The sequence below is a fragment of the Ruegeria sp. F12 genome, from assembly GCF_056533885.1.
In genome coordinates this window covers 1-24,698 of sequence record NZ_JBQFOV010000022.1, presented here as the reverse complement: position 1 = coordinate 24,698, position 24,698 = coordinate 1, and the positions used below count along the sequence as shown (strand labels likewise).

General features: G+C 56.8%; 27 protein-coding genes and 1 other RNA gene. 17 read left to right on the top strand and 11 right to left on the bottom strand.

From position 1 onward, the window contains the following. The first annotated feature begins 482 nt into the window (after nucleotides 1-482). A complete protein-coding gene (locus ACR0CA_RS19940; RefSeq protein ID WP_480900915.1) occupies nucleotides 483-3,284 on the top strand; it encodes an Rne/Rng family ribonuclease in 2,802 nt (933 codons plus the stop codon). Nucleotides 3,285-3,334: 50 nt separating this feature from the next. Here the strand turns inward: ACR0CA_RS19940 and ACR0CA_RS19935 are convergent, their stop codons facing one another. After that, nucleotides 3,335-3,568, bottom strand: coding sequence for a sulfurtransferase TusA family protein (locus tag ACR0CA_RS19935; protein WP_170769679.1), 234 nt, complete (start codon nucleotides 3,566-3,568; stop codon nucleotides 3,335-3,337). Nucleotides 3,569-3,673: 105 nt separating this feature from the next. On the opposite strand from ACR0CA_RS19935, the gene ACR0CA_RS19930 reads away from it, so the two are divergent. The 4 genes from ACR0CA_RS19930 (at nucleotide 3,674) to ACR0CA_RS19915 (ending at nucleotide 8,004) form a co-directional block, all read left to right on the top strand. Further along, the gene (locus ACR0CA_RS19930) at nucleotides 3,674-4,426 is read left to right on the top strand and encodes a cytochrome c biogenesis CcdA family protein (RefSeq protein ID WP_170769680.1); all 753 of its coding nucleotides are present in this window, start codon (nucleotides 3,674-3,676) and stop codon (nucleotides 4,424-4,426) included. 63 nt (nucleotides 4,427-4,489) lie between these two features. Continuing rightward, nucleotides 4,490-5,704: a hypothetical protein gene (locus ACR0CA_RS19925; RefSeq protein WP_480900912.1), complete on the top strand. Its 1,215-nt coding sequence runs from the start codon at nucleotides 4,490-4,492 to the stop codon at nucleotides 5,702-5,704. After that, nucleotides 5,701-7,050, top strand: coding sequence for a cytochrome P450 (locus ACR0CA_RS19920; protein ID WP_480900910.1), 1,350 nt, complete (start codon nucleotides 5,701-5,703; stop codon nucleotides 7,048-7,050). Before ACR0CA_RS19925 ends, ACR0CA_RS19920 begins: the two co-directional genes overlap by 4 nt. A 72-nt stretch (nucleotides 7,051-7,122) precedes the next feature. Beyond that, a complete protein-coding gene (locus ACR0CA_RS19915; RefSeq protein WP_480900908.1) occupies nucleotides 7,123-8,004 on the top strand; it encodes a fructose bisphosphate aldolase in 882 nt (293 codons plus the stop codon). A gap of 6 nt (nucleotides 8,005-8,010) precedes the next feature. On the opposite strand, the gene ACR0CA_RS19910 is transcribed toward ACR0CA_RS19915, so the two are convergent. From ACR0CA_RS19910 to fumC, 4 genes are read right to left on the bottom strand one after another with little or no spacing between them, the layout of a single operon-like run. Further along, nucleotides 8,011-8,613, bottom strand: a complete 603-nt coding sequence (locus ACR0CA_RS19910) for a DNA-3-methyladenine glycosylase I (protein ID WP_480900906.1) — start codon at nucleotides 8,611-8,613, stop codon at nucleotides 8,011-8,013. Nucleotides 8,614-8,670: 57 nt separating this feature from the next. Next, on the bottom strand, nucleotides 8,671-8,892 hold the full coding sequence (locus tag ACR0CA_RS19905; protein ID WP_170769685.1) for a ribbon-helix-helix domain-containing protein: 222 nt from the start codon (nucleotides 8,890-8,892) through the stop codon (nucleotides 8,671-8,673). Then, nucleotides 8,889-9,065, bottom strand: a complete 177-nt coding sequence (locus ACR0CA_RS19900; protein WP_170769686.1) for a DUF4169 family protein — start codon at nucleotides 9,063-9,065, stop codon at nucleotides 8,889-8,891. Before ACR0CA_RS19900 ends, ACR0CA_RS19905 begins: the two co-directional genes overlap by 4 nt. After that, on the bottom strand, nucleotides 9,065-10,459 hold the full coding sequence (gene fumC / locus ACR0CA_RS19895; RefSeq protein ID WP_170791004.1) for a class II fumarate hydratase: 1,395 nt from the start codon (nucleotides 10,457-10,459) through the stop codon (nucleotides 9,065-9,067). The genes ACR0CA_RS19900 and fumC overlap by 1 nt, the downstream gene beginning before the upstream one ends. Nucleotides 10,460-10,721: 262 nt before the next feature. Between fumC and ACR0CA_RS19890 the strand changes: the two genes are divergently transcribed. Further along, entirely contained in the window at nucleotides 10,722-11,228 is a 507-nt protein-coding gene (locus ACR0CA_RS19890) for a hypothetical protein (protein WP_480900903.1), read from the top strand. Nucleotides 11,229-11,239: 11 nt separating this feature from the next. Here ACR0CA_RS19890 and ACR0CA_RS19885 read toward each other — a convergent pair whose 3' ends face one another. The 6 genes from ACR0CA_RS19885 to ACR0CA_RS19860 all read right to left on the bottom strand — a co-directional run bounded on the left by ACR0CA_RS19885 (nucleotide 11,240) and on the right by ACR0CA_RS19860 (nucleotide 15,328). Next, on the bottom strand, nucleotides 11,240-11,701 hold the full coding sequence (locus ACR0CA_RS19885) for an SspB family protein (RefSeq protein ID WP_170786684.1): 462 nt from the start codon (nucleotides 11,699-11,701) through the stop codon (nucleotides 11,240-11,242). A 76-nt stretch (nucleotides 11,702-11,777) separates the two neighbouring features. After that, nucleotides 11,778-13,031 (bottom strand): chromate efflux transporter, encoded by a 1,254-nt coding sequence (chrA, locus tag ACR0CA_RS19880; RefSeq protein WP_480900900.1) that lies wholly within the window; start codon nucleotides 13,029-13,031, stop codon nucleotides 11,778-11,780. 293 nt (nucleotides 13,032-13,324) lie between these two features. Continuing rightward, nucleotides 13,325-13,756 carry an ester cyclase gene (locus ACR0CA_RS19875; RefSeq protein WP_170769690.1) on the bottom strand — a complete coding sequence of 144 codons (432 nt, stop codon included), beginning with the start codon at nucleotides 13,754-13,756 and terminating at the stop codon, nucleotides 13,325-13,327. An 83-nt stretch (nucleotides 13,757-13,839) separates the two neighbouring features. Then, nucleotides 13,840-14,187: a transfer-messenger RNA gene (gene ssrA / locus ACR0CA_RS19870) on the bottom strand. 36 nt (nucleotides 14,188-14,223) lie between these two features. Next, entirely contained in the window at nucleotides 14,224-14,586 is a 363-nt protein-coding gene (locus ACR0CA_RS19865; RefSeq protein WP_480900898.1) for a DUF4345 family protein, read from the bottom strand. Nucleotides 14,587-14,596: 10 nt separating this feature from the next. Further along, complete coding sequence (locus ACR0CA_RS19860; RefSeq protein ID WP_480900896.1) at nucleotides 14,597-15,328, bottom strand: FadR/GntR family transcriptional regulator; 732 nt, start codon at nucleotides 15,326-15,328, stop codon at nucleotides 14,597-14,599. A gap of 86 nt (nucleotides 15,329-15,414) precedes the next feature. Between ACR0CA_RS19860 and ACR0CA_RS19855 the strand changes: the two genes are divergently transcribed. The 11 genes from ACR0CA_RS19855 to ACR0CA_RS19805 all read left to right on the top strand — a co-directional run bounded on the left by ACR0CA_RS19855 (nucleotide 15,415) and on the right by ACR0CA_RS19805 (nucleotide 24,638). Then, complete coding sequence (locus ACR0CA_RS19855) at nucleotides 15,415-16,206, top strand: DUF2182 domain-containing protein (protein ID WP_480504356.1); 792 nt, start codon at nucleotides 15,415-15,417, stop codon at nucleotides 16,204-16,206. A 4-nt stretch (nucleotides 16,207-16,210) separates the two neighbouring features. After that, nucleotides 16,211-16,915: a DUF1326 domain-containing protein gene (locus ACR0CA_RS19850; protein WP_170769693.1), complete on the top strand. Its 705-nt coding sequence runs from the start codon at nucleotides 16,211-16,213 to the stop codon at nucleotides 16,913-16,915. Then, a complete protein-coding gene (locus ACR0CA_RS19845; RefSeq protein WP_480900894.1) occupies nucleotides 16,915-17,421 on the top strand; it encodes a DinB family protein in 507 nt (168 codons plus the stop codon). Before ACR0CA_RS19850 ends, ACR0CA_RS19845 begins: the two co-directional genes overlap by 1 nt. Next, nucleotides 17,422-18,525 (top strand): dimethylsulfoniopropionate demethylase, encoded by a 1,104-nt coding sequence (locus ACR0CA_RS19840; protein WP_170769695.1) that lies wholly within the window; start codon nucleotides 17,422-17,424, stop codon nucleotides 18,523-18,525. Between the two features lie 102 nt (nucleotides 18,526-18,627). Next, nucleotides 18,628-19,623, top strand: a complete 996-nt coding sequence (gene acuI / locus ACR0CA_RS19835; RefSeq protein ID WP_480900891.1) for an acryloyl-CoA reductase — start codon at nucleotides 18,628-18,630, stop codon at nucleotides 19,621-19,623. Between the two features lie 185 nt (nucleotides 19,624-19,808). Continuing rightward, entirely contained in the window at nucleotides 19,809-20,372 is a 564-nt protein-coding gene (gene frr, locus ACR0CA_RS19830) for a ribosome recycling factor (protein WP_170769697.1), read from the top strand. Between the two features lie 8 nt (nucleotides 20,373-20,380). Then, on the top strand, nucleotides 20,381-21,112 hold the full coding sequence (locus tag ACR0CA_RS19825; RefSeq protein WP_480900890.1) for an isoprenyl transferase: 732 nt from the start codon (nucleotides 20,381-20,383) through the stop codon (nucleotides 21,110-21,112). Further along, on the top strand, nucleotides 21,109-21,891 hold the full coding sequence (locus ACR0CA_RS19820) for a phosphatidate cytidylyltransferase (protein WP_480504352.1): 783 nt from the start codon (nucleotides 21,109-21,111) through the stop codon (nucleotides 21,889-21,891). Before ACR0CA_RS19825 ends, ACR0CA_RS19820 begins: the two co-directional genes overlap by 4 nt. Beyond that, the gene (gene dxr, locus ACR0CA_RS19815; protein ID WP_480900888.1) at nucleotides 21,891-23,063 is read left to right on the top strand and encodes a 1-deoxy-D-xylulose-5-phosphate reductoisomerase; all 1,173 of its coding nucleotides are present in this window, start codon (nucleotides 21,891-21,893) and stop codon (nucleotides 23,061-23,063) included. Before ACR0CA_RS19820 ends, dxr begins: the two co-directional genes overlap by 1 nt. Before the next feature lie 4 nt (nucleotides 23,064-23,067). Next, nucleotides 23,068-24,420, top strand: a complete 1,353-nt coding sequence (gene rseP, locus ACR0CA_RS19810; RefSeq protein WP_480900885.1) for an RIP metalloprotease RseP — start codon at nucleotides 23,068-23,070, stop codon at nucleotides 24,418-24,420. Between the two features lie 89 nt (nucleotides 24,421-24,509). Next, a complete protein-coding gene (locus ACR0CA_RS19805; protein WP_269149762.1) occupies nucleotides 24,510-24,638 on the top strand; it encodes a hypothetical protein in 129 nt (42 codons plus the stop codon). Nucleotides 24,639-24,698: the final 60 nt, after the last annotated feature.

The following is a 24,698-nucleotide window of genomic DNA, read 5'->3' as shown; positions in this document are numbered from 1 at the left end:
ATGGTTCTGCCACAATGCCCCGATTGTTCCGACGACAATCTGCTGGAAGAGATCAACCTGATCCGCATCAGGCAGTTTGCCCATTGTCTTTTCCACAGGACTGCTTTTATTGTACCCGAACGGGCCGGGCCATTTTTGTGCCCTGAAGTCCCGAATCTTTGAGTTTCGCTGCGAGGTCGCAGGTGGTGACATCTTCCCACACTGGCTGAGCAGGCCGATTGTGCCCCGATCAAGGGGCAGTTGAACGCCTGAACCCGTGGATGCGGGTGAAAGGAATATAATGGGCAGACAGCGTCAAGGCGCGTCTGTCGGAGAAGAACCGCGATGACGCGCGCGCAACGATTGACTATACGGGCAGGGGGCCACAGCGCCAGACCCTGCCGCGCGCCGTCCGAAATCGCCCGTACAAGACACCTCCCCAAAAGTGCCTGTCCGCCTGGACGGGTCAGGACAACGCGTTTGGCGCGGTGCACCAAGGACAAATGGCTAAGAAAATGCTTATCGATGCCACCCACGCCGAGGAAACTCGGGTTGTGGTGGTCGATGGAAACAAGGTCGAGGAATTCGATTTTGAATCTGAAAACAAACGCCAGCTCGCTGGTAACATCTATCTTGCAAAAGTAACACGGGTCGAGCCGTCGCTGCAGGCGGCTTTTGTGGACTATGGCGGGAACCGGCATGGGTTCCTTGCGTTTTCCGAGATTCATCCGGACTATTACCAGATCCCCGTCGCCGACCGCGAGGCGCTGATGGAGGAAGAGCGCGCCTATGCCGAGGCGATGAAAGCGCGCGACGAGGCTGAGGAAGCGAAGCCCAAGAAGCGCCGGTCGCGGTCGCGGAGCAAGGCAGCGGATGTGAAAACCGATGATGCAGTGGAAACGCTGGAGGTGTCGTCGGAACCGTCGGGCATGGAAACCATTGACCTGGATGACGGGGATGAGAACGCCGATATGGCCGTTCCCGAAGGTTCGTCTCCGGTCGATCGCGTTGCGGAAACGCCGGTTGAGGAACCCGAAGAGGATGCGGCTTCCGAGGATACTCCGGCTGAGACTGAAGAAGCGGATACTGAGGTTGCATCGGAAGATGACCAGCCGGATGTATCGGTGGAGCCAGAGCTCGCAGAGGAATCTGAGCCTGATGCTGCTATTGCGGATGACGCGGTGGCAGAAGAAGCTGCGGAGACCGAAGAGGCAGAAGGAAAACCTGAGGACGAGGGCGAGGCGCGTGCAGATGCGACGGCCAAGGATGACACGATTGAATCAGTGGCGGATGAGGATGACAGCGAAGACATTCGTCCTCCGCGCAAACCGCGCCCGCGTCGGTACAAGATTCAAGAGGTCATCAAGGTCCGCCAGGTTCTGCTGGTGCAGGTCGTCAAGGAAGAGCGGGGCAATAAAGGTGCCGCACTGACCACCTATCTCTCGCTTGCAGGGCGTTATTGCGTGTTGATGCCGAATACCGCGCGTGGCGGTGGGATCAGTCGCAAGATCACCAACGCTCCGGATCGTAAGAAGTTGAAGGAAATCGCTGCCGAGATTGACGTTCCCACGGGCGCAGGTCTGATCATTCGGACCGCTGGCGCCAAGCGTACCAAGTCCGAGATCAAGCGCGACTACGAATACCTGCAGCGCATGTGGGAACAGATCCGCGAACTGACGCTGAAATCCATCGCGCCAGCTAAGATCTATGAGGAAGGCGACCTCATCAAACGGTCGATCCGCGACCTTTACAATCGCGAGATCGACGAGGTTCTGGTCGAAGGCGAGGGCGGCTATCGCATCGCCAAGGACTTCATGAAAATGATTATGCCGTCACACGCCAAGAACGTGAAGCGGTATGAGGATTCGTTGCCTCTATTTGCGCGTTATCAGGTGGAAAGCTATCTGGCTGGGATGTTCAACCCTACCGTACAGCTGAAATCCGGCGGCTATATCGTGATCGGCGTGACTGAGGCGCTTGTGGCGATCGACGTGAACTCGGGGCGGGCGACCAAGGAAGGCTCGATCGAGGAAACCGCGCTCAAGACCAACCTTGAGGCGGCCGAGGAAGTCGCGCGCCAGCTGCGCCTGCGCGATCTGGCCGGTCTGATCGTCATCGACTTTATCGATATGGACGAGCGTAAGAACAACTCGGCTGTCGAAAAGCGCCTGAAGGACAAGTTGAAAACCGACCGTGCCCGCATTCAGGTGGGTCGGATTTCCGGCTTTGGACTGCTTGAGATGAGCCGTCAGCGCCTGCGCCCCGGTATGCTTGAGGCGACGACACAGCCTTGTCCGTCGTGCCATGGCACTGGGCTGATCCGCTCGGATGATAATATGGCGCTGACCATTCTGCGCCAGATCGAAGAAGAGGGCACGCGTCGTCGTTCGCGCGAGGTGTTGGTACGCTGCCCTGTCAGCATTGCGAACTTCCTGATGAACCAAAAGCGCGAGCATATCGCGCAGATCGAGGCACGCTATGGCCTGTCGGTTCGGATCGAAGGCGATATTCATCTGGTCAGCCCCGATTTCTCGATGGAGAAGTTCAAGACTGCCAGCCGAATTGTGCCCGAAGCCTCCGCGCCTGTTGTGTCGGTGGACGCGTCCCTAATGGATCTCGTGGATGCAGATGAAGAGGAAAAGGTCGAGGAAGAAACGCTTGTGACCGACGAAGAGGTCAAACCCAAACGCAAACGTCGTCGTCGGCGTCGCAAGAAAGGCAATGGGAATGGCGACCAGGCCGAAGGGACGGCGGACGAGGCTGAAAGCCAGGACGAACCCTCTGCGGAAGATGCGCCTGCCGAAACGGATGCGGCCGAGAAAAGCGACGAGGAAGCAGAGGCCAAACCAAAGCGCCGCCGCGCACCGCGTCGCAAAAAGAAAGAAGAAGAACCGGTTGAAGATGAAGTCAGCGCCGAGGCGTCTGATGAGGCCGAGACACCTTCGGAACCCCTTGAAGCGGCAGCGGTTGAAGAACCGCGTGTCGAAGCTGCCGAAGAACCTGCGGCCGAGGCGTCAGAGGATTCCCAAGAAGCGGAGCCTGCAGTCGCAGCGGATGGACCTGTGGCAGAACCCGAAGCCGAAGAAGTTTCCGAAGAAGGGGCTGCAGCAGAACCTGTTGAAGAGCTTAGCGCCGAGCCAACCGCTGAACCCGTTGCCGAAGCCAGGGAAGAACCTGCAGCGGAACCCGTCGCTGAAGCTCCGCAAGAGCCTGTGGTCGAAGAACCGGTTCTTGAGGTTGTGTCGGACGAACCTGAAAAGCCCGCTAAGCCGAAAAGGCGTGGGTGGTGGTCATTGGGACAGTGACCAAAGGGCGGGCCAATGGCCCGCCTTTTTTGTTCAGTATTGAAACAATTCTAGCCTATTTTCTGGATGATATAGATCTGATGCCCGTCTGCCTCGTCCTGTGAAACGAGGCGATGACCGCTTTCCGCGCAAAAATGCGGAACGTCGACAACGGCTGCCGGATCGTCGGCCAAGACACGCAATAATGCGCCTTCCGGCATAGATTTCAGGCGCTTACGTGCCTTGAGGACGGGTAGGGGGCATAGCAGCCCCAACGCATCAAGTGTATCAGATGGGTTTGACATAGGCCTGAAATATTTCCAACTTGGCTGGGTGTCCAGCGTGCAACCACGAGGATGTGACCGAATGGCCCCGTGACGTTCACGGCCTCATACCATATGTGCTGAAACATGTTCGGAATTGATATCATAGACGCGGGCCTGCTGCCTGCCATGTTCATCGCAATGCTGGGCGGGCTGATCAGCTTTCTGTCGCCTTGCGTTTTGCCCATCGTTCCGCCTTATCTGGCGTATATGAGCGGCGTGTCGATCAACGAAATGCAGGATCAGGCGGCCGCTAGACGCAAGGCAACGCTGACGGCGCTGTTCTTTGTGCTTGGCCTGTCGACTGTCTTCCTGTTGCTGGGCTTTACCGCATCGGCCTTCGGGGCCTTTGTGCTGCAAAATCAAGTGCTGTTCGCAAAGCTGTCGGGCGCGGTTGTTATCGTGTTCGGCCTGCACTTTCTGAACGTGTTCCGCATTCCTTTCCTGGACCGGGAAGCGCGGATTGAAACGGGCGACTCGGGTGGTTCCGTGTTTGGAGCCTATATTCTTGGCCTTGCCTTCGCCTTCGGCTGGACGCCCTGCATCGGGCCGCAACTGGGGGCGATTTTGTCTCTGGCCGCGTCCGAGGCCTCGGTCGCTCGGGGAACTTTGTTGCTGGGCGTGTATGCGGCCGGGCTGGGTATTCCGTTCCTGCTGGCAGCGATGTTCCTGAACCGCTCGATGACTGTGATGAACAAGATCAAACCGCACATGGCGACGATCGAGAAAGTCATGGGTGGCCTGCTGCTGTTCGTAGGTATCATGCTGATCACCGGCCTGTTCACTCAGTTCAGCTGGTGGCTGCTGGAAACCTTCCCTGCGTTGGCAAATTTCGGTTAAAAACCGGACCCCTCTTACCTTGCCGGTAACGCTGCGCTAACCTGCGCCGCAGAAGGTAAGGGCATGCGCAGTCACGACAATCACAGGCAGGTCAAACGACGTCGGGTGTTCTATATTCCCGGCTATGACCCCATTCATCCCCGCCGGTACCGAGAGCTTTACCGGACCGAAAGCGCGGCTCAGGCGGCCATATCAGGGTATGAAATCACACTATCGCCCAGAACTGGCGATGGGCCATATGGTTGGCACGTGCGATCCGTGCAGGACGGGACGGCGGTAGAGGCCGAGTTTCAGGTGCTCGTGTGGTCGGATATCGTGCGCGACAGCATGTCGAACTCGATACCGGCAACCTATGGGCAACTGATCAGAACTGCGTGGGTCTATATCTCGACTGGGGCTTTGTGGCGATTGATGAAGCTCCGCAAAGGTCCTGTAATCGCCGCAATTTATCCGGTTGCGATGTTGCTGATCCAATTGGGTGTCGCTGTCGGCGCCGCGTTGGGAATATGGGCGCTTCTGTCGTCGATACTGGGCTGGGTGGCCTGCCTTCCTGCCACCGCATTGGGCTATGCCGTGCTGCGATGGTTCCGCAAAATCGACAACCACCTGTTCGCCTATTACCTGATGCATGACTATGCCCATTCCGCCGCATGTCGGGGGCGAACGCCTCTAGCTTTGCAGCAACGCCTTGCTGAATTCGCGTCGTTGGTCAACGCCGCTCTAAAGGACGACGTGGATGAAGTTCTAGTCGTAGGCCACAGTTCGGGCGCGCATCTTGGTGTCGCCGTCCTGGCCGAACTTATCCGGTCTGCACCCCCAGACAGAGACGGTCCAACACTGTCTTTTCTGTCGCTTGGTCAAGTGGTTCCGATGGTCTCTTTTCTGCCGGACGCGACCGACCTACGCGCTGATCTGCAGTTCCTCTCGCAGCAAGAGGGGGTGACGTGGGTCGATGTCTCCGCCCCCGGCGACGGATGCGCCTTTGCGCTTTGTGATCCTGTGTCTGTGACAGGCGTTGGAACCGATACGAAAAAGTGGCCTTTGGTGCTATCGGCCGCCTTTACGCAGACACTTTCACCAGAGCGGTGGGGGCAGTTGCGCTGGCGGTTCTTTCGGCTGCATTTTCAATATCTTTGCGCTTTCGACCGGGCGGGAGCCTATGATTATTTCCGTGTGACCGCTGGACCTTTGACGTTGGGTGCACGTTTTGGGGATCGCGCACCGTCCAAATCGCGCATTGATACGCCTGTGTCGAAATACCGCTCGGTGGTTGGATGAAACCGCCCAAGCCGACCCCGCGGCCAGACAAGGTCTCGCTTTGGCGGTATCTCAAATTGTTTCGGCAGGATCTTTTGTCGGCCCAGCCACAACGGCTCTACCGGGCATGGATGGCTGAGTTTCGGACTGTTTTCTTTCGCTCCTACTTGATCAACCAGCCGGAGCTAGTTGAAACTGTATTGAAAAAGAGGCCCGACGACTTCCCCAAGTCGAACCGCATCGCCGAAGGCCTGCGCCCTTTGCTGGGCAATTCAGTGTTTCTGACCAATGGTGACACGTGGAAACGCCAGCGGCGGATCATTGACCCTGCCTTTGAAGGCGGCCGCCTGAAAGATACCTTTCCGGCGATGCAGGATGCCGCGAAAGCCGCCAGCGATCGGTTGCAGCAAAACCTGAACCATATCCTCGAATGTGAGAAATTCACCAGCCACGCGGCGGCGGATGTGATCTTTCGCACCCTGTTTTCAGTGCCCATCGAGCATGAAGTTGCCGCGCAGGTGTTCACTAAATTCCGTACCTATCAACGCAGACAGCCCTTGTTGAACCTAGCCGCGTTTCTACCGCTGCCTAGCTGGATGCCTCGGTTCCATTCGCACCAGACAAAACAAAATGCCCGAGAAATCAGAGAGCTGATCGAACATCTTGTTTCAGCGCGCGCCGCGCTGATCGCCCAAGGTAAGGCGCCAAACGATCTGGCGACCAAGATCATGACGACCCCGGACCCCCAGACTGGCAAGTGTTTCGACACAGACGAGATGGTGGATCAGGTGGCCATCTTCTTTCTGGCTGGCCACGAGACCAGCGCATCCGCATTAGCGTGGGCCCTGTACCTACTGGCACTGTATCCGGACTGGCAGGACAAGGTGGCTGAAGAGGCCGCAGCGCTGGACACCCCCGGCATGACCGCCGTTGCTGGCTTGAAGATCAGCCGCGATGTGTTCCGCGAAACCCTGCGCCTATACCCGCCGGTCCCGATGATGGTGCGGCAGGCCACATGCCCCGAAGTCTTTCGGAACCGGCAGATACAACCCGGTGCTCAGATGGTTATCAGCCCCTGGCACCTGCATCGTCATGAACGCCTGTGGGACAATCCCGACGGGTTCGACCCCGGCAGATGGCACACTGAAAATGGCAAAACCTGCCAGCGCACCGCGTTTATTCCGTTTTCGGCAGGCGCACGGGTCTGTAGCGGGGCAGGGTTCGCGATGGTAGAAGGGCCTTTGATCCTGTCTACGCTGCTGCGCCGCTATAGCTTCGAACTGGTCGAAGGCCAAACACCGGTTCCCGTGGCTCATCTGACCGTTCGCTCAAAAGATGGCATTCGGTTGCGTGTGGTTGAGCGCTAACAAACTACCATCACCAATCACGTTGCTGTATGCGGTTGAAAACAGCGGAATCATTTCGAACGGGAAAACCTTATGTCCAAATCAGAACAGCGCGCGCAAATGGCCAATGGGGCGGGGTTTATCGCCGCTCTGGATCAAAGCGGTGGTTCGACCCCCAAGGCGCTGGCGCTTTATGGTGTTGAGGCATCGGATTACAGCTCGGATGCTGAGATGTTCGGCGAAATCCAGAAGATGCGCGCGCGTATCATTCTGGCCGATGACTTCACCAAGGATAAAGTGATCGGTGCCATCCTGTTCGAACGCACCCTGGGCGAAGAGATCGACGGCAGGAAAGTTGCCGATTACCTGTGGTCGCATAAAGGGATCGTGCCGTTCCTTAAGATCGACAAGGGGCTAGAGGATGAAGCGAACGGCGTACAGATGATGAAGCCGATCCCTGGCTTGGCGGATACGTTGGCCAAGGCCGACGGTGTTTTCGGCACCAAGGAGCGTTCTGTCATCCATGAGGCGAATGCAGAGGGCATCGCCGCTGTGGTCGCCCAACAGTTCGACGTCGCACGCGAGGTTGTTGCAGCTGGTATGGTGCCGATTGTCGAGCCTGAGGTAAACATCAACTCCTCCACCAAGGCCGAGGCCGAGGACATCCTGAAAGCGGAAATCCTGAAGAATCTCGACCAGTTGGAGGACGGGCAGGATGTAATGCTGAAGCTGACCATCCCCAGCACCGCCAATCTTTACGATGCTGTGGCCGATCACCCGCGTGTTCTGCGCGTTGTGGCGCTTTCGGGTGGGTATTCGACTGATCAGGCCTGTGCGTTGCTGTCCGAGAACGGCAAGATGATCGCATCTTTCTCGCGGGCGCTGACCGAGGGTTTGTCGAAACAGCAATCAGATGCCGAGTTCAACGCGGCGCTGGGTGGCAATATCGACAAGATCTTCCAGGCTTCGGTCTGATCTGACCTAAACCGGTTTTGTGAATTCGCGGCGCAAACGCGCCGCTTTTTCACGCATCACGCACCCTTCCGCGTGATCATTCACAAGCCCCATCGCCTGCATGAAAGCAAAAACCGTGGTGGGGCCCACGAATTTCCAGCCCCGTTTCTTCAAATCCTTCGACATCGCAATGGACTCGGCCGAGGTCGAGGCCGTTTGCGGAACCGGGGGCATTGTCGTCTCATACCGCCACACATAGGCTGCCAGCGACCCCTCGGCCGCGATCAATTCCTGCGCCCGTTGGGCGTTGTTGATCACGGCCTCGATCTTGCCGCGATGCCGGATGATACCTGCATCCTGCAACAACCGTCCCACATCCGCGTCATCAAATTGCGCCACCTCTTTGATATTGAAATGTTTAAACGCTTTACGGAAATTTTCGCGTTTGGACAGGATTGTGCGCCAGCTTAAGCCGGATTGAAAACTTTCGAGGCAGAGCTTTTCGAATAACCGTTGATCATCCGCGACTGGATATCCCCATTCAGCATCGTGATACGCAAAGAACTCAGGTGCGGCCTGACACCAGGCGCATCTGGGTTGGCCGTCCGGGCCTTGTACGGTCTTCAACATGTATGTACCCTTTTTGTTCCATTGACGCTACTGCGCCTCAGGCCAAAAAGCAATCGCTCACGGACGGTTGCGGTACCAGTTCAGCACATAGACCCGAATTGCCGACGCTAACCCGATATCAGGGTCACGCTCCACATCAATCTGCGCAGCCAACGCATTGATAGGCATTTGTTTTTGCTTTGCAATATCCCGAAATGCGGACCAAAATTCATCCTCAAGCGAGACCGAAGTTCGGTGCCCTTTGAGGGTCACAGAGCGTTTGACAGGGCGCCCGCTCATTCATCTAACTCGTGATTGTCCAGATCGCGTGTCTGTTTTTCTCGATCCAGTCGGTCCGCCTCTTTCTGAGCTTTACTGCGCCCGAAAGCGACGGCGTTCTGGTCAGCGCGAGCCTTTTTGTTGGCCCGCGCTTTTTCCTTGCGGTACCGGTTCAGATTGACCGGTTTGCCCATCAGTCCTTTGGACCAATCATCTGTTCGGGGCGGACAACCGCGTCAAAGGTCGCCTCATCCACGAAACCCAGCGCGATGGCCTCTTCTTTCAAAGTCGTGCCATTCTTGTGCGCCGTTTTGGCAACCTTAGTGGCGTTGTCATAGCCAATGGTGGGGGCCAGCGCTGTCACCAGCATCAGCGATTCCTTCATCAGCTTGTCGATACGTGGTTCGTTGGCTTGGATGCCTAGCAGCATCCGTTCCGTAAAGCTGTCCGCAGCATCGCCCAGCAACTGGATGGATTGCAGCAGGTTGTAGGACATCATCGGGTTGTAGACGTTCAGTTCAAAATGACCCTGACTACCTGCGAATTTGATCGCGGCGTCATTGCCCATCACATGGGCTGCCACCTGGGTCAGTGCTTCGGCCTGAGTCGGGTTCACTTTACCGGGCATGATGGACGAGCCGGGCTCATTCTCGGGCAGGATCAGTTCACCAAGGCCTGAACGAGGACCGGACCCCAAAAGCCTGATATCATTGGCGATTTTGTAGCAGCTACCGGCAATTGTCGCCAAAGCGCCAGACAGGAATACCATGGCATCATGTGCGGCCAGCGCCTCGAACTTGTTGGGGGCGGTGACAAAGGGCAGGTCGGTGATTTCTGCCATATTGGCTGCCACAGCCTCGCCCCATCCGTGCTGCGTGTTCAAACCGGTACCTACAGCTGTACCGCCTTGGGCCAACTCATATATGCCGGGCATTGCAGCGTTTACACGTGCGATTCCCTGTCGGATTTGATGGGCATAGCCGCCAAATTCCTGGCCAAGCGTCAGAGGGGTCGCGTCTTGCGTATGGGTACGGCCGATCTTGATGATATCTTTGAACTCATCCGCTTTCTGTTCCAGTCCACTGGCCAGCTTTTCCAGGCCGGGCAAGAGGACATCCCGAACGCTCATCGCGGTTGCGATATGCATGGCGGTTGGGAAGGTGTCGTTTGACGATTGCCCCATATTGCAGTGATCATTGGGATGCACCGGGTCCTTCGATCCGATTACGCCGCCGAGAATCTCGATGGCGCGGTTTGCAATCACCTCGTTCGAGTTCATGTTCGATTGGGTGCCGGAGCCGGTTTGCCACACTACTAGCGGGAAGTTGTCGTCGAACTTCCCTTCAAACACCTCACCAGCCGCCTGAATTACCGCATCCGCAATCGTTGCGTCCAGTTTGCCGGTTGCCTTGTTCTGCATGGCGCAGGCTTTCTTGATCACCCCTAGCGCACGCACGATGGCGACGGGCTGTTTTTCCCAGCCGATGGGAAAATTCATGATCGAGCGTTGCGTCTGCGCGCCCCAATACTTGTCTGAGGGAACCTCCAACGGGCCAAAGCTGTCGGATTCGGTGCGGGTCTGGGACATCGGTCACTCCGTCTTGTATGCCGTTGCATGCCGTTTACGCACAACTTTAGCATCATGCAATCGGCCAGTTGCGCGCACCATAAACTTAAGGTGGGCAAAGGTATAGATCGTGCCGAGTGTCATTTTCTTCTGTTAAACTTCAAACGGACCATTGTACGCGCCGGTAGGTGAGCTAGAATAAAACATCATCATTTTGGAGGCGCACGTGCTCCTACAAGTTCCGGTTCATTCCTTTAGACTTATTGGCCTTATTGCAGGTTGGGTGGCGTTTTTTTCGGTCGTCGCATTGCCATCGCATGCTGCTGAGATCACGCCCTTTGTCGGTGACTATGTAGGTTCGGCCAATATGGTTGATCAGGATGGCACCGAAACCCCAAGGGACATGAGCGTTTCGATCCAAGAGAACAAAAACGGATTCAATGTCAGTTGGAAAACGACGACCTACAAGCATGACGGGCGCGTGAAAGAGCAGGCCTTCTCGATCGACTTCAACCCCTCTGAGCGATCTGATGTTTTCTCGGCCGCGATGCGCCGAAACGTTTTCGGGCACGAAGTGCCGTTGGACCCGATGCAAGGCGAGCCATTCGTCTGGGGCCGCATCATGGGCGACACCCTGACCGTGTTTTCGTTGTTTATTGATGAAAACGGTGGATACGAGCTGCAGCAATTCGACCGTACCCTGGCGGAGGGTGGGCTTGATCTATCCTTTTCCCGGTTTCGCAACGGGATCAAGTCCCGCTCGGTCGAGACCTTCCTGAAAAAACAATAATCCCGACAGGGTTACTTCCGGAAACTGTCTAGCGACACGACATCAGCGTCATGATGCTCGTCCTGCTCCGCCTCGATTTCAATCGGCGCCTCTGCTATCGGTACCTCATCGTCCTCATCTTCGGCGCTTTCAAAACGCAGTCCGAATTCGACAGAAGGATCGACGAAAGTTTTGATCGCAACATACGGAATATACAGCGGTTCCGGAGCATCACCGAAGTTCAGCGTAATTGCAAAACCCGAGTCTCCGACTTCGAGATTTTCGAACCAGTGCTGCATGACGATCGTCATCTCTTCTGGATATCGCTCGCGCAGCCAATCGGCCATTTCAACGCCGTTCTGGCGCGTGTCGAAAGTAATAAAGAAATGATGCGCTCCGGGAAGACCGTTTTCAGAAACGCTGGTCAGAACCGTTTTGATCAGCCCGCGCATGGCGGTGTGCATCAGGTTCCCGTAATCAATGTCCTGCGACATGTGTCATCCTCAAATATGGTGCCCTTCAGCATAAGGGATTCCATTGGAAACGAAAGACCGAGAGTCGCGGGATTGTTCAAAGAAAATACGTTCCGACACCGGCTATGGCCATCAGGGCCAATGTCTTTCCCATGCCGAATTTGAATCGAAATATCAACACTCCAGCGATCACAGTTAATATCAGGGCGGAGATATTGAGCGTATTTGAAGCGGGCCAGGGCAAACGAACAAGCCCCCACGCTATCTCTGTCACGTCCGTGAAAAAAACATGCAAGGCAAACCAAAGAGAAAGGTTGAGAATCACACCCACAACTGCCGCCGTTATGCCATGCAATGCGGCTGAAAGGCGGGGTCTGGCGGCCAGCTGGTCCAAGTATGGTGCGGTCAGGAATATCCACAGGAAACACGGCACGAATGTAGCCCAAAGCGCAACGATTCCCGCAGCCAACGCCAACGGCAATCCTGCCGTTGTTTGTCCGGTCAGCATGGCGACGAATTGGGTAACAAGGATAAGCGGGCCCGGGGTCGTTTCAGCCAAACCCAATGCGTCGATCATCTGGTTGGTTGTGATCCACTCGTATCTTTGGACGACGGTTTGCGTCATATACGCAAGAACGGCATATGCGCCACCAAATGTGACTACTGCCAAACGGGCGAAAAACCAACCCAGATCGCTTAACAGTTTAGCGCCCGCAATGCTGAGGAGAAACAAAGGTGTCAGCCACAGAGTGATCCAAATCAGACAGGTGCGCACAGGGTTAGTTTGGGGCGAGGAAATGCCCGATACGGAAGACTGGCCCCCATCAAGCCGTAGATACCCCCAAACCGCGGCACTCAGAATAATGACAGGAAAGGGCAGTTGCAGTGCGAAGATGGTCAGAAAACCGAACAGGGCGATAAGTTTGCTTTCGCCACTGGTCAACGCGCGGCGTGACAGATTGCGCAATGCTTGAATGACAATGACGATGACTGTTGCCTTCACTCCTAGAAAGCCCGCTTGGACGAAAGGAAGGTCACCAAACCGAGCGTAAAGCAAAACCAGAGCGCCAATAACTATTGCACCAGGCAGTACAAATAGAGTGCCGGCAATCAAACCGCCGGGCACGCCGCGCAAACGCCAGCCGGCATAGGTGGCCAACTGCATTGCCTCGGGGCCGGGAAGCAGCATGCAAAGTGACAGCGCCCGCAGATAGGTGTGTTCATCCAACCAAGGGCGTTTTTCGACAAGTTCTTCGTGCATCAATGAGATTTGCGCCGCGGGTCCGCCAAGAGATAGCAGGCCAATACGTCCAAAAACACGGATCAACTCGGGGACCGAAGGGGGCGTCATCTGGTTCTGTCCATGAAAACGGCTAGGTATTGCGCTGACGTCAAACGACAGCTGCTGCGAGAAATTCCACTTTCAGTGCGCGAAGTTAGGTCTAAGCAACAAAGAGTTACGGCGGGAATATTGCGTTTTTGTCTTTGGAGTGCATTCAGATTAGGTTGAATAGGGCACGGCATGTCACTTGCCTCAGGCACGACCACGCGAAGCTTGGGGTTACCCCATCACGGGTGTTCGCGACCTGACCCTCTGCCCGTTGCTAACGCGCATCAGACAAACGGGTCAAGCGCCCTGCAAAACTATACCCAATCCAACCGCTGCCCGGTCATGCAAACAGGCAATGTATCCTTTGGGAACTGTCCTAATTGCTCGAAAAGCGAGATGAAGTCGAATTGGTTATATGCCTCAACCATTTTGTCGCCGCGAAAGCGCGCCACGACCTGACCCGTCACCTCAACCGGGGCACCATTGTCAGCCCGAGAGGTTTGAACGTGCAAAATACTGGACACCCAATCGCCGTTCTCGATGGTCTTACGTACATCAATTGAGATTTCTCCCAAGATATGGCGAAAAGCCATGACTAAATCACGAAAGTCGTCGGCACCGACCTGCATCTCGGGGATCAACCCCTCAGCCGCTGTATCAGGCGTGAAATACCGATCAATCGCATCGGTGTTACCGTTTTCCCAAACCTCGGAATACCACTCACGTAGGATCTCTGCATGTGACATCTCAGCTCTCCTGTCTTGCTGGAACAAAGATGAACAAAAGGAGTGAACAAACTCTGAACACTGAAGATAATATGAGGTGGAGAAATGCAGGTTTCTGTTGCCAGGTACCTGCGAACCCCGCCTTACGCGGCTAGGCGCAAGGGCTTAAGTTTCGGTCTTGTTACTGCTTACGCAGCAACTGCAACCGGAGCACGATTGTCGTTTGCAATTGTACTAGTTTCGCCGATAACGGTGGCAGACAGCCGAGACAAAGCTAACCCCTTTAGACGTTCGTCGATCCTATTTCGGCCCCGAAATCCTCAAACGAAGGATGATTGGTGGAGCCGCCGGGTACCGCCCCCGGGTCCGATCCGCTTATTACGAGCGCGTTTATGTCCATAGTCCCGAGGGACACATCTTATATAGGTGAGGGTCGTCGGGGATGCAATTGCTCAGTTTTAGAGCGTGCATTACATGATTACAGTTGCTTACGGTGCTTTATTCAAGTTCGCCACTATCAACCACAGGGCAAGTACCGCTTCGATTCCGCCAAAAGTCAGAGCCTTGACATAAGGCGGATTGTCCAGAATGACCGACAAGAACCGCCCCAGTGCTGCGCCTGCATAGACCACGCCCAACATTGCGTAGGTCATTGGCGCATTCAGCCATAGGACCGCAATACCCGTCACAACAAACAATCCGCCAACCGAGGCACGCATTTCGCTCAGTCCCATGGTGCTGTTGGTCGGGGCCAGATCCAGCGCGTTGGCGGTATAAGCCGGAGCCAGAAAGCCGAACAATCCAAAGCCGATTGTCAGCACGGCCGCAGTGATATTCAGGACGGATACCATCAGATCCTCTCTAGGCTGGTTTGCGTCGCTGTTCCGCGACATCATGGGCCAGTTTTCGTGTGTATTTTTCAAGCTTTACGAGGCTCTCATCAACCACGTCTGCATCGCCGTTTTCCAGGCCGTCGGCAATCTGAGTGTGCAGCGAAATGATTTCCTCGCGGGACCGGGCGGTGAAGGTGATCATGTTCATCAGTGGCTGCATCGCTTCGACCGCACCCGCCAACTGGTAGGACAACACAGGGTTTCCTGCGCCGTCGACCAGCGCACGGTGGAAGGCCACATCTGACGCGCAGAAAGCTTCATCCGTCAGGCCAGGCTGCGCTTGGCGAAAGATCTCGGCCCGCATGGTGGCCAGTTGATCGGCCGTCCGACGCTGTGCCGACAATCGGGCGCAGGCGCGTTCCAAGGCATAGCGCGCCTCGCAGGCCGTGTCGAAACTGACCGTGTTCATGGACAACAACAGTGTCGACGTAGTGATTTGTTGGGAATAGGCGTCCTCAAAGCTCAACCGATTGACAAAAGCACCGCCGGTCGCACCCCGTTGCGTGCGGATCAGAGACTGCGCAGCCAGCCGCTTCAAGGCCTCGCGCACCGTCGGGCGCGACACCCGAAATTGGTCGGCCAACTCTGCCTCGGACGGCAACCGCTCATCAACGATCAACTGGCCCGAGACGATGGCATCGCGGATCGCCTGCGCAATCTGCGCGGACAGGTCGGCGGGCTTCTGAGGATCGATTTTCATATTCCGGCACCTGCTGGTACGTTTTTATTTGTCTGACATTTAAAAGTCTGACATTTGAATTGCAAGGACTGAGTCGGGAGGGACAAGTGAGTCGCGCAGTTCTCCGTAACGGGTTTTGGCTGGGGTTTTACGCTCTGATCTTGTGGGCGTGGTGGATGATGTTCACCATGAGCCGCGCAATGGACCTGGACTGGATCGGCCGTCCGGGTCCGATGGGACAGGCCATGGCCGCGATGGATCCGCGGATGGACATGTATATGCCGATGGCCGAGTTCGGCCCCTTGTTCTGGATGTGGGCAATCATGATGGCTGCGATGATGCTGCCGACATTGGTTCCGACCCTGCGCAGCTATGACGACCTGATCCGCAGCGCCAATGGCACGCGGGCAGGGTGGCTGGGCGTGCTGTCCGGTTACTTCGCTGTTTGGGTCGGGTTTGCAGCACTTATCACGGCTGTTCAACTGGCGCTGTTGTTCGGTGGCGTGGTTGACATGCTGGGCATCCCCAAATCGACGTTCTTATCCGGCGCTTTGATGATCGCAGTGGGCGCATTTCAATTCACCCGAGCTAAAGAGGTCTGCCATGGCGTCTGCCATGCGCCAATGAGTTATTTTCTGGGCCATTGGAAAACCGGATTTACTGGCGGACTGCGGATGGGGCTTGGACTTGGCGCATTCTGCGTCGGCTGTTGCTGGGGGTTCATGGCGCTTGGTTTTGTTGGTGGCGTCATGAGCTTGTTGTGGATGGGTCTTGCGACTTTCTTCATGGTTCTCGAAAAACTGCCTCAGATCGGGCACGCGATCACGCGTCCGCTGGGGTTTGCTTTGATTGCGGGCGGCGCTTTGCTGCTCATCTATCCCTTTGCTTACGGAGGATAAGCTGATGGCTAAAAACAGAAAAACAGATTCGGACCGCTTGCCGATCAGTCAACGAATCGACAGCCGTATGCCCAACCCCAAACGGCGCGAGATGAGCCCGACCAACTGGGCCATCAAAGGTGAACTGATCCTGAATTGTTCCTGTGACGTGTTCTGCCCCTGTGTGGTCTCGCTGGGCGCGCATCCTCCGACTGAGGGGCACTGCCATGCCTGGATGGGCGTGATCATCGACGAAGGTCATTTCGAGGGCGAGGACCTGTCGGGACTGAATGTGGGTCTTCTGGTCGACATTCCAGGCCGCATGGGCGAAGGACAGTGGAAAGTCGCGGCTTATGTCGATGAACGCGCCAGCGGCAAGGCCTATAACGGTTTGCTGCAAATCTTCAGCGGGCAGGCGGGCGGCACCACCGGGCTGTTCACCATGCTGGTCAGTGAGATCATCGGGGCGGAGCGCGCTCCGGTCGTCATCGAACGCGACGGCACCAAGCGGCGTATCGTGATCGGCCGAAAAATTCAGGGCGAAATTGAAATGATGGCGGGCAAGGATCCGGATCACCCAGTGATGGTCTCGAACTCGAAATACTGGATGGGTCCGGATATCATCGTGGCGCGTGGCACCAAATCCAAGGTGCGGGACTATGGCCGGGTGTGGGATTTTGGTGGTAAATCGGCCGAGATTTGCCCAATCGACTGGCATGGACCCAAGTGATGATCACCGCGGCTTATGCGCAGGAGATGGCGCGCTATAATCGCTGGCAGAACAGTCAGTTGAAAGAGTTCTTTAGCGCACTCACCACCGAGGAATTGAACCGTGAGCGCGGAGCGTTTTTTGGGTCGATTCTTGGGACTGCCAATCATCTGCTTTGGGGTGACTGGATATGGATGTCACGTTTCGACGGAGGCGAAGGACCCGACGGTGGCATTCCGGAAAGCACAGCGATCTGTGCTGATGTCGATGAGTGGGTGGTGTTGCGTGACGTTGTTGATACCCGGATAGAAGGTTGGGTCGCCAGCCTGAAGGATGAGGCGTTGTCAGGGCCCTTCACATGGTTTTCAGCGGCAAAACAAGCCGATGTCACGAAGCCCTACGCGCAATGTGTAATGCATTTCTTCAACCATCAGACACACCACCGGGGTCAAATTCATAAAATGTTGACCGAGACCGGATCGGCAGCGCCGGTCAGCGATCTGGTCTTCTTACCACAGGAGGGATGAATGGCTCAGGTTTCGTTTTCACGTCGGTTGCGCCGGACCCCTTTCTCTGAGGGTGTCGAGGCGGCGGGGGTCAAGGCCTACACAGTCTATAACCGGATGTTGCTACCCACCGTTTTCGAGTCGGTAGAGGCCGACTACCGACACCTCAAGGAACATGTGCAGGTGTGGGATGTATCGTGCGAACGTCAGGTCGAGTTGCGCGGCCCGGATGCAGCGCGTTTGATGCAGATGCTGACCCCACGTGATCTGCGCGGCATGTTGCCAGGTCAGTGTTTCTATGTGCCCATCGTGGACGAAACCGGCGGGATGCTGAACGACCCGGTGGCCGTGAAGCTTTCCGAGGACCGTTGGTGGATTTCGATTGCCGATAGCGACCTATTGTTGTGGGTAAAGGGTATCGCCAATGGCTATCGGTTGGATGTTCTGGTGGATGAACCGGACGTGTCCCCTCTGGCCGTGCAGGGTCCCAAAGCCGATGAGCTGATGTCGCGTGTATTCGGCGACCGCGTGCGCGATATCCGGTTTTTCAAGTTCGACATGTTCGCGTTCGAAGGCCGCGACTTGGCCGTTGCACGCTCGGGCTATTCCAAGCAGGGCGGGTTTGAGATCTATGTCGAGGGCTCAGATATCGGTATGCCGCTGTGGAACGCGCTGTTTGCGGCGGGGGAGGATTTGAATGTGCGGGCGGGATGCCCGAACCTGATCGAGAGGATCGAAGGTGGTTTGCTGTCTTATGGCAACGATATGACCGACGACAACACGCCGCATGAATGTGGGTTGGGCAAGTTCTGTAATACGCACACAGCAATTGGATGTATCGGTCGGGATGCGCTGTTGCGCGTGGCCAAGGAAGGGCCGGTTCAGCAAATCCGGCCGATTGCGATTGACGGCGCGGCGGTACCGCCCTGCGATCGGCCTTGGCCTGTCTATGTTGACGGGAGACGGGTGGGGCAGGTGACGTCTGCTGCTTGGTCTCCGGATTTTGGCACCAATGTTTCCATCGGGATGTTGCGGTTGAGCCATTGGGATGCCGGCACCCAGGTAGAGGTTGAAACACCTGATGGGATGCGTAGCGCAATCGTACAGGCGCATTTTTGGACTTAGGCGTGGTTGGGGCTCTGCCCCCGTCGCTGCGCGACTCCCCCGGGATATTTTTTGCCAGGTGAAGGACGGGGCCTGGCACCATGAGATGAAAGGAACGTTCAGATGTTTAATGCGTTGGTGATGGAGAGAGACGACGAGAGCGGTCTGGCCAGCCCCGTGGTCAAACAGCTGTCAACCGATGACCTGCCTACGGGTGAGGTTACAGTTGCGGTCGAGTATTCGACGGTCAATTACAAAGATGGTCTTTGCATGTCGCCCAAAGGTGGCGGTCTGGTGCGCAGCTACCCGCATGTGCCGGGCATTGATTATGCTGGTACGGTCGAGGCGTCCGCGGATGATCGTTACAAGCCCGGCGACAAGGTTGTGCTAACTGGCTGGCGTGTGGGTGAGGCCCATTGGGGTGGTTATAGTCAGAAGGCCAACGCAAGAGCCGACTGGCTGGTACCGCTGCCCGATGGGTTGGACACGCGTCAGGCGATGGCTGTAGGAACCGCTGGGTTTACCGCCATGCTGGCCGTCATGGCGCTTGAGGATCACGGCCTCAAGCCTGGCAACGGGCCGGTGCTTGTAACCGGTGCTGCGGGCGGTGTTGGTTCGGTTGCGACAGCGATTCTGGCAAACTTGGGCTACGAGGTCGCAGCAGTGACGGGCCGGGCCGAAGCGGGCGATTATCTCAAATCTTTGGGGGCTACGACCATTGTTCCTCGTGATGAGTTGAACGAGACGACCAAGCGTCCGCTGGAAAGCGAGACATGGGCAGGCTGTGTCGATGCCGTTGGTGGTGACATGCTGGCCCGTGTTCTGGGGCAGATGAAATACGGTGCGTCGATCTCGGCTGTTGGTTTGGCAGGTGGCGCCGGACTTCCGGCAACCGTCATTCCGTTCCTGCTGCGTGGTGTAAACCTGTTGGGGATCGATAGCGTGATGCAGCCCTACGAGAACCGCGTTCGGGCGTGGAAACGTGTTGGGACCGATCTGCCCATGGACAAGTTGGAGGCCATGGTTCACCCGGCCACACTGAGTGATCTGCCACAATTGGGCGCTGATATCCTTAAGGGGCAGGTCAAAGGCCGGGTGGTTGTGGACGTAAACGCCTGAATCCATGTCAGAACACCGCACCGGTCCGGCGCTGCCCGGACCGGTTCCTGCGCCCTTGAACGACCGTGAAAATGCCGCAAACAGCTCTGGTCATTGGCGCAATTCCGGATCATCATCGCTATACATCCCAATTGTGATGGCTTATGAGCCATCCCAACAGCACCTGAAGACGGGGAGTGAGCAGAATGGCTGACGATTTCGAACTGGATACCGATGATCTGAAGCGCCGCATGGAAGGCGCGATGTCCAACCTCAGAACCGAATTCGCATCGTTGCGGACCGGGCGGGCTTCGGCCTCGATGCTGGAGCCGGTGATGGTTGATGCCTATGGTTCCATGACGCCCATCAATCAGGTTGGCACGGTCAATGTACCCGAGCCGCGCATGGTGACGGTCAATGTCTGGGACAAAGGTCTGGTCGGCAAGGTCGAAAAAGCCATTCGCGAAAGCGGGTTGGGGATCAATCCGCAACTGAACGGGACGATCATCATGTTGCCGATCCCGGAGCTGAACGAAGAACGTCGCCGCGAGCTGGGCAAGGTTGCCGGTCAGTATGCTGAACATGCGCGCGTCTCGATTCGTAATGTGCGTCGGGATGGGATGGACCAGATCAAAAAGGCTAAGGCAGACGGGATGTCCGAGGACGATCAGAAGTTCTGGGAAAGCGAAGTTCAGGACCTGACCGATCAGATGATCAAAACCGTGGATGCCGCGCTTGAGACCAAGCAGGCCGAGATCATGCAGGTCTGAGACCGGATATGCCTGACACCCCACAGACGGCGCCTCAGGATGGGCCTCGGCATATTGCGATCATCATGGATGGCAACGGTCGCTGGGCTCAGGCGCGTGGACGGCCGCGCCTGTTTGGCCATCAGGCCGGTGCGCGGCGCGTGCGGGATGTGGTCGAGGCCTGCCCGGGGCTTGGCATCAAGTATCTGACTGTCTTTGCCTTCTCGACCGAGAACTGGAAGCGGACACAGGCCGAAGTGGCCGGGCTGATGAGCTTGTTCCGGCGCTACATCATTAAGGAAACAGCGAACCTGACAAAAAACGGGGTACGGGTTCGGTTCATTGGCGATCGGGTGCGTCTGGACGCTAAGCTGATCGACCTGATGGACACGCTGGAAAATGCCACCAAGGATAACGATCTGGTGCATCTGACCATTGCTATCAACTATGGCGGTCGGGACGAGGTTGCGCGTGCCACCAAGCGGTTGGCGCGTGACGTGGCCGAAGGTCGGTTGCGACCTGAGGATGTGGATGAAGAAACGCTGCCAAAGTATCTGGATACGCACGTTCTTCCCGACCCTGATCTGGTCATCCGCACCAGCGGTGAAGCGCGGATCTCGAACTTTCTTTTGTGGCAATCCGCCTATTCGGAATATGAATTCATTGACACGCTCTGGCCGGATTTCACTGCTGATGAACTGGCGCGGTTGTGCCAGAATTTCGGGGCTCGCGAACGTCGGTTTGGGGCTGTCCCAGCATGAGCGACAGCCGATGGTCTGATCTGACAGCGCGGGTTCTGTCGGCTGTGGTGCTTGTGGCCGTCGGCTCGGTTGAGGTTTGGCTGGGCGGGCTGTGGTTCGAAGCCTTCATCGCTATCGCCTGCGGCCTGATGACCTGGGAGTTGGTTCGGATGATCGACCCGGACCGGACTGGGGTCGCTATCCAGCTTGCAGTGTTGACCGGGGTTGTTGTTGTCCTCAGTTATCATCTTCCGCCGCTTTATAAATTGCCGTTCCTGCTGGCTCCGGCACTGGTTGGGGCGGGGCAGGTAAGTCGGGCCAAGGGTACGTATCTGCTGTTTGCAGCGTGGATTGCGGCGGCGGGGCTCGGGTTTATCTCTATACGTGAAAACATGGGGTTTGGCTGGATGGTCTGGCTGATCTCGGTAGTTGTGGCGACGGATGTTGCGGGATATTTCGTGGGCAAGGCGCTGGGTGGGCCGAAATTCTGGCCGCGCGTGAGCCCCAAGAAAACATGGTCGGGCACTGCTGGCGGGTGGTTCGCGGCGGCGATCGTCGGCGCGGTTTTTGCGGCTTTCGCAGGGTTCGGATTTTTGTTCGTGTTGGTGTCCGTCGCAGCCTCGATGGCCAGTCAAGCCGGCGACATAGTGGAAAGCGCGACAAAACGGAAGTTTGGCGTCAAGGACAGCTCGAACCTGATCCCGGGCCATGGCGGCTTTCTGGACCGGTTTGACGGGATGATGGGTGCGGCTTTGTTCGTTCTGATTGCTGGGCTGCTATACGCACCGGGACCGATGTGATGCGCAGGGTTTCGATTTTTGGCGCCACCGGGTCGATTGGGCAGAACACGATCGACCTGATCGACCGGAACCCTGATGCGTATGACGTGGTGGCACTGACGGGTGGGGCGAATATCCACAAACTGGCGGAGGATGCCAAACGCCTGCGCGCCAATGTGGCTGTAACCGCCCATCAGGACCGGCTGGAGGATCTGCGGGCTGCTTTGGCGGGTTCCGACGTGCAGGCAGCGGCTGGCTCTATGGCCCTGACCGAAGCGGCCGCGCGGCCAGCGGATTGGGTGATGTCGGCCATAGTTGGGGCTGCCGGACTTCCACCGGGGCTAGAAGCTTTGAAGCAGGGCGCGACGCTTGCCCTGGCAAATAAAGAGACTTTAGTCTGCGCAGGTCCCCTGGTCCTTGATACGGCGCGGCAACACAATGCAACCCTTTTGCCGGTCGACAGCGAGCACTCCGCTGTGTTTCAGGCCCTGGCTGGAGAGGATATGAGCACCGTCGAGCGGATCATCATCACAGCCAGTGGTGGGGCATTCCGCGATTGGCCGTTAGGTGATCTGGCCAACGCAACGGTCGAGCAGGCTTCCAACCATCCGAACTGGAACATGGGTCAACGAATTACTATCGACAGCGCCTCGATGTTCAACAAGGCGTTGGAGGTAATTGAAACCAAGGAATATTTCGGGGTTTCACCTGAGCAGGTTGAGGTTCTGGTTCACCCCGAGTCCATCGTCCACGCGCTAGTCGGGTTCAACGACGGGGCGTTTATGGCACATATGGGTGCGCCCGACATGCGCCACGCCATCGGATACGCGCTGCATTGGCCCGCGCGGCAGGACTTGCCGGTCGAACGGCTCAATCTGGCCAAGCTTGGTCAGTTGCGGTTCAGCGAGCCCGACGATGCACGCTATCCTGCGCTGAAACTGGCCCGGCACGTGATGCAACGTGGCGGCTTGTCTGGTGCCGTGTTCAACGCCGCCAAGGAACGCGCGCTTGATCACTTCATCGCGCGTAGGATCGGATTTTTGTCGATGGCCGATTGCGTTGCCGCTGTTTTGGACCGATTTGATGCCCAAAGCAGCCTTATTGATGCCCCTTTGACCCTTGATAACGTGCTGCAAACGGACCATCTGGCACGTAAATGGGTCGATGAAGCCATAAGCCAAAGAGCAGGATAGAATTTTGGACATACTCTCGCTGATCCCTCAGTTTGGAAACTTGCTGTATACAATTGTGGCTTTTGTCGTCGCCTTGTCGGTGATCGTCGCGGTGCATGAGTATGGACACTACATCGTCGGCCGCTGGTCAGGCATCCATGCCGAGGTTTTCTCAATTGGGTTCGGACCCGTGCTGCTGAGCCGCGTGGACAAGCGCGGAACGCGGTGGCAAATCGCTGCGCTGCCTTTTGGCGGCTACGTGCGGTTTCTGGGCGATTCCAATGCGGCATCCGGCAAGGATGAGGCGGCGATGGACGAAATCACCCAGAAAAGCCCCGAAGAACTACGCCGCACCATGCATGGCGCGCCTCTGTGGGCACGCACGGCAACAGTTGCGGCTGGACCGGTGTTCAATTTCGTCATGTCGATCATCGTTTTTGGCACAATTTTCCTATCGCAAGGCGTGACCAAGGAACCTTTAACCGTCGGCAGCCTGCACCCGCTGCCGGGCACCGAACAGCAATTGCGGGAAGGCGATGAGATCTTGTCGATCGCCGGTATTCAGGTGCCCGAATTCGACGAACAGGACGCCTGGACGCAGTTCACCGATGCGCTACCCGTGCAGCCCGTTTTGGACTATACTGTCCTGAGGGACGGCCAGACGCAGGACGTAACCGGCCCTTGGTTGTTCCCGCCTCTGATCCAACAACTTGCCCCACGCAGCGCAGCCTATGACATCGATCTGAAGCCGGGTGACGTAATCACTGCAGTCGATGGCGATCCGATCTTTGCGTTTGAACAACTTAAAGAGCATGTCGAAGGCTCGAATGGAAAAGTCCTGTTGCTGAACGTGTGGCGTGAAGGGGCCGAGCTGGATTTTGCACTAGCCCCGCGTCGGACGGATGAGCCGCAGCCTGATGGCGGGTACGTCACACATTGGCGGATCGGCATTGTGGGCGGCATGATGCTGGAACCGGCGACCGAACCGGCCGGCCTGTGGGCCTCTGTGACAGGGGGCGCGCGTCAGACCCTGCGTATTATCGACGCGTCCCTGTCGGGCATGTGGCACATGGTGACGGGTGCAATTAGCACGTGCAACATCTCGGGCCCCATCGGAATTGCGGAAACGTCAGGCGCTATGGCCAGTCAGGGCGCGCAAAGTTTCATCTTCTTCATTGCCGTCTTGTCCACAGCAGTCGGGTTGCTGAACCTGTTCCCGATCCCTGCACTGGATGGTGGGCATTTGGTGTTTTACGCTTATGAAGCCGTGACAGGCAAGCCACCCAGCGACGGCGCGTTGCGGATATTGATGGGGATCGGGGTCTCGTTGATCCTTGGTCTTATGGTATTTTCTGTAACAAACGATCTCTTCTGTTGAATGTGGCCTTAGCCGCCCAGAAAAGCCGTAATTCCGCCGCATTCAATCTGTAGGTTTGTGACCAAATCCAAACTGAGTCAGAGGCTACAATGGCAAAGGCGCTGAAAAAATCCTATCGAAGCTTCAGCTTCCTGTTCATGTTGAACTGGGACTCGATCCTGTTCTTTGCGGCGACGGCAATTGCGATGGCAGGCTGGGCCTATTTGATCAGCATGTGATTCTGTAAGCACCGAAATTGAAAAGTGTTTGGCGGCCCATTGGGCCGCTTTCTGTTTTGG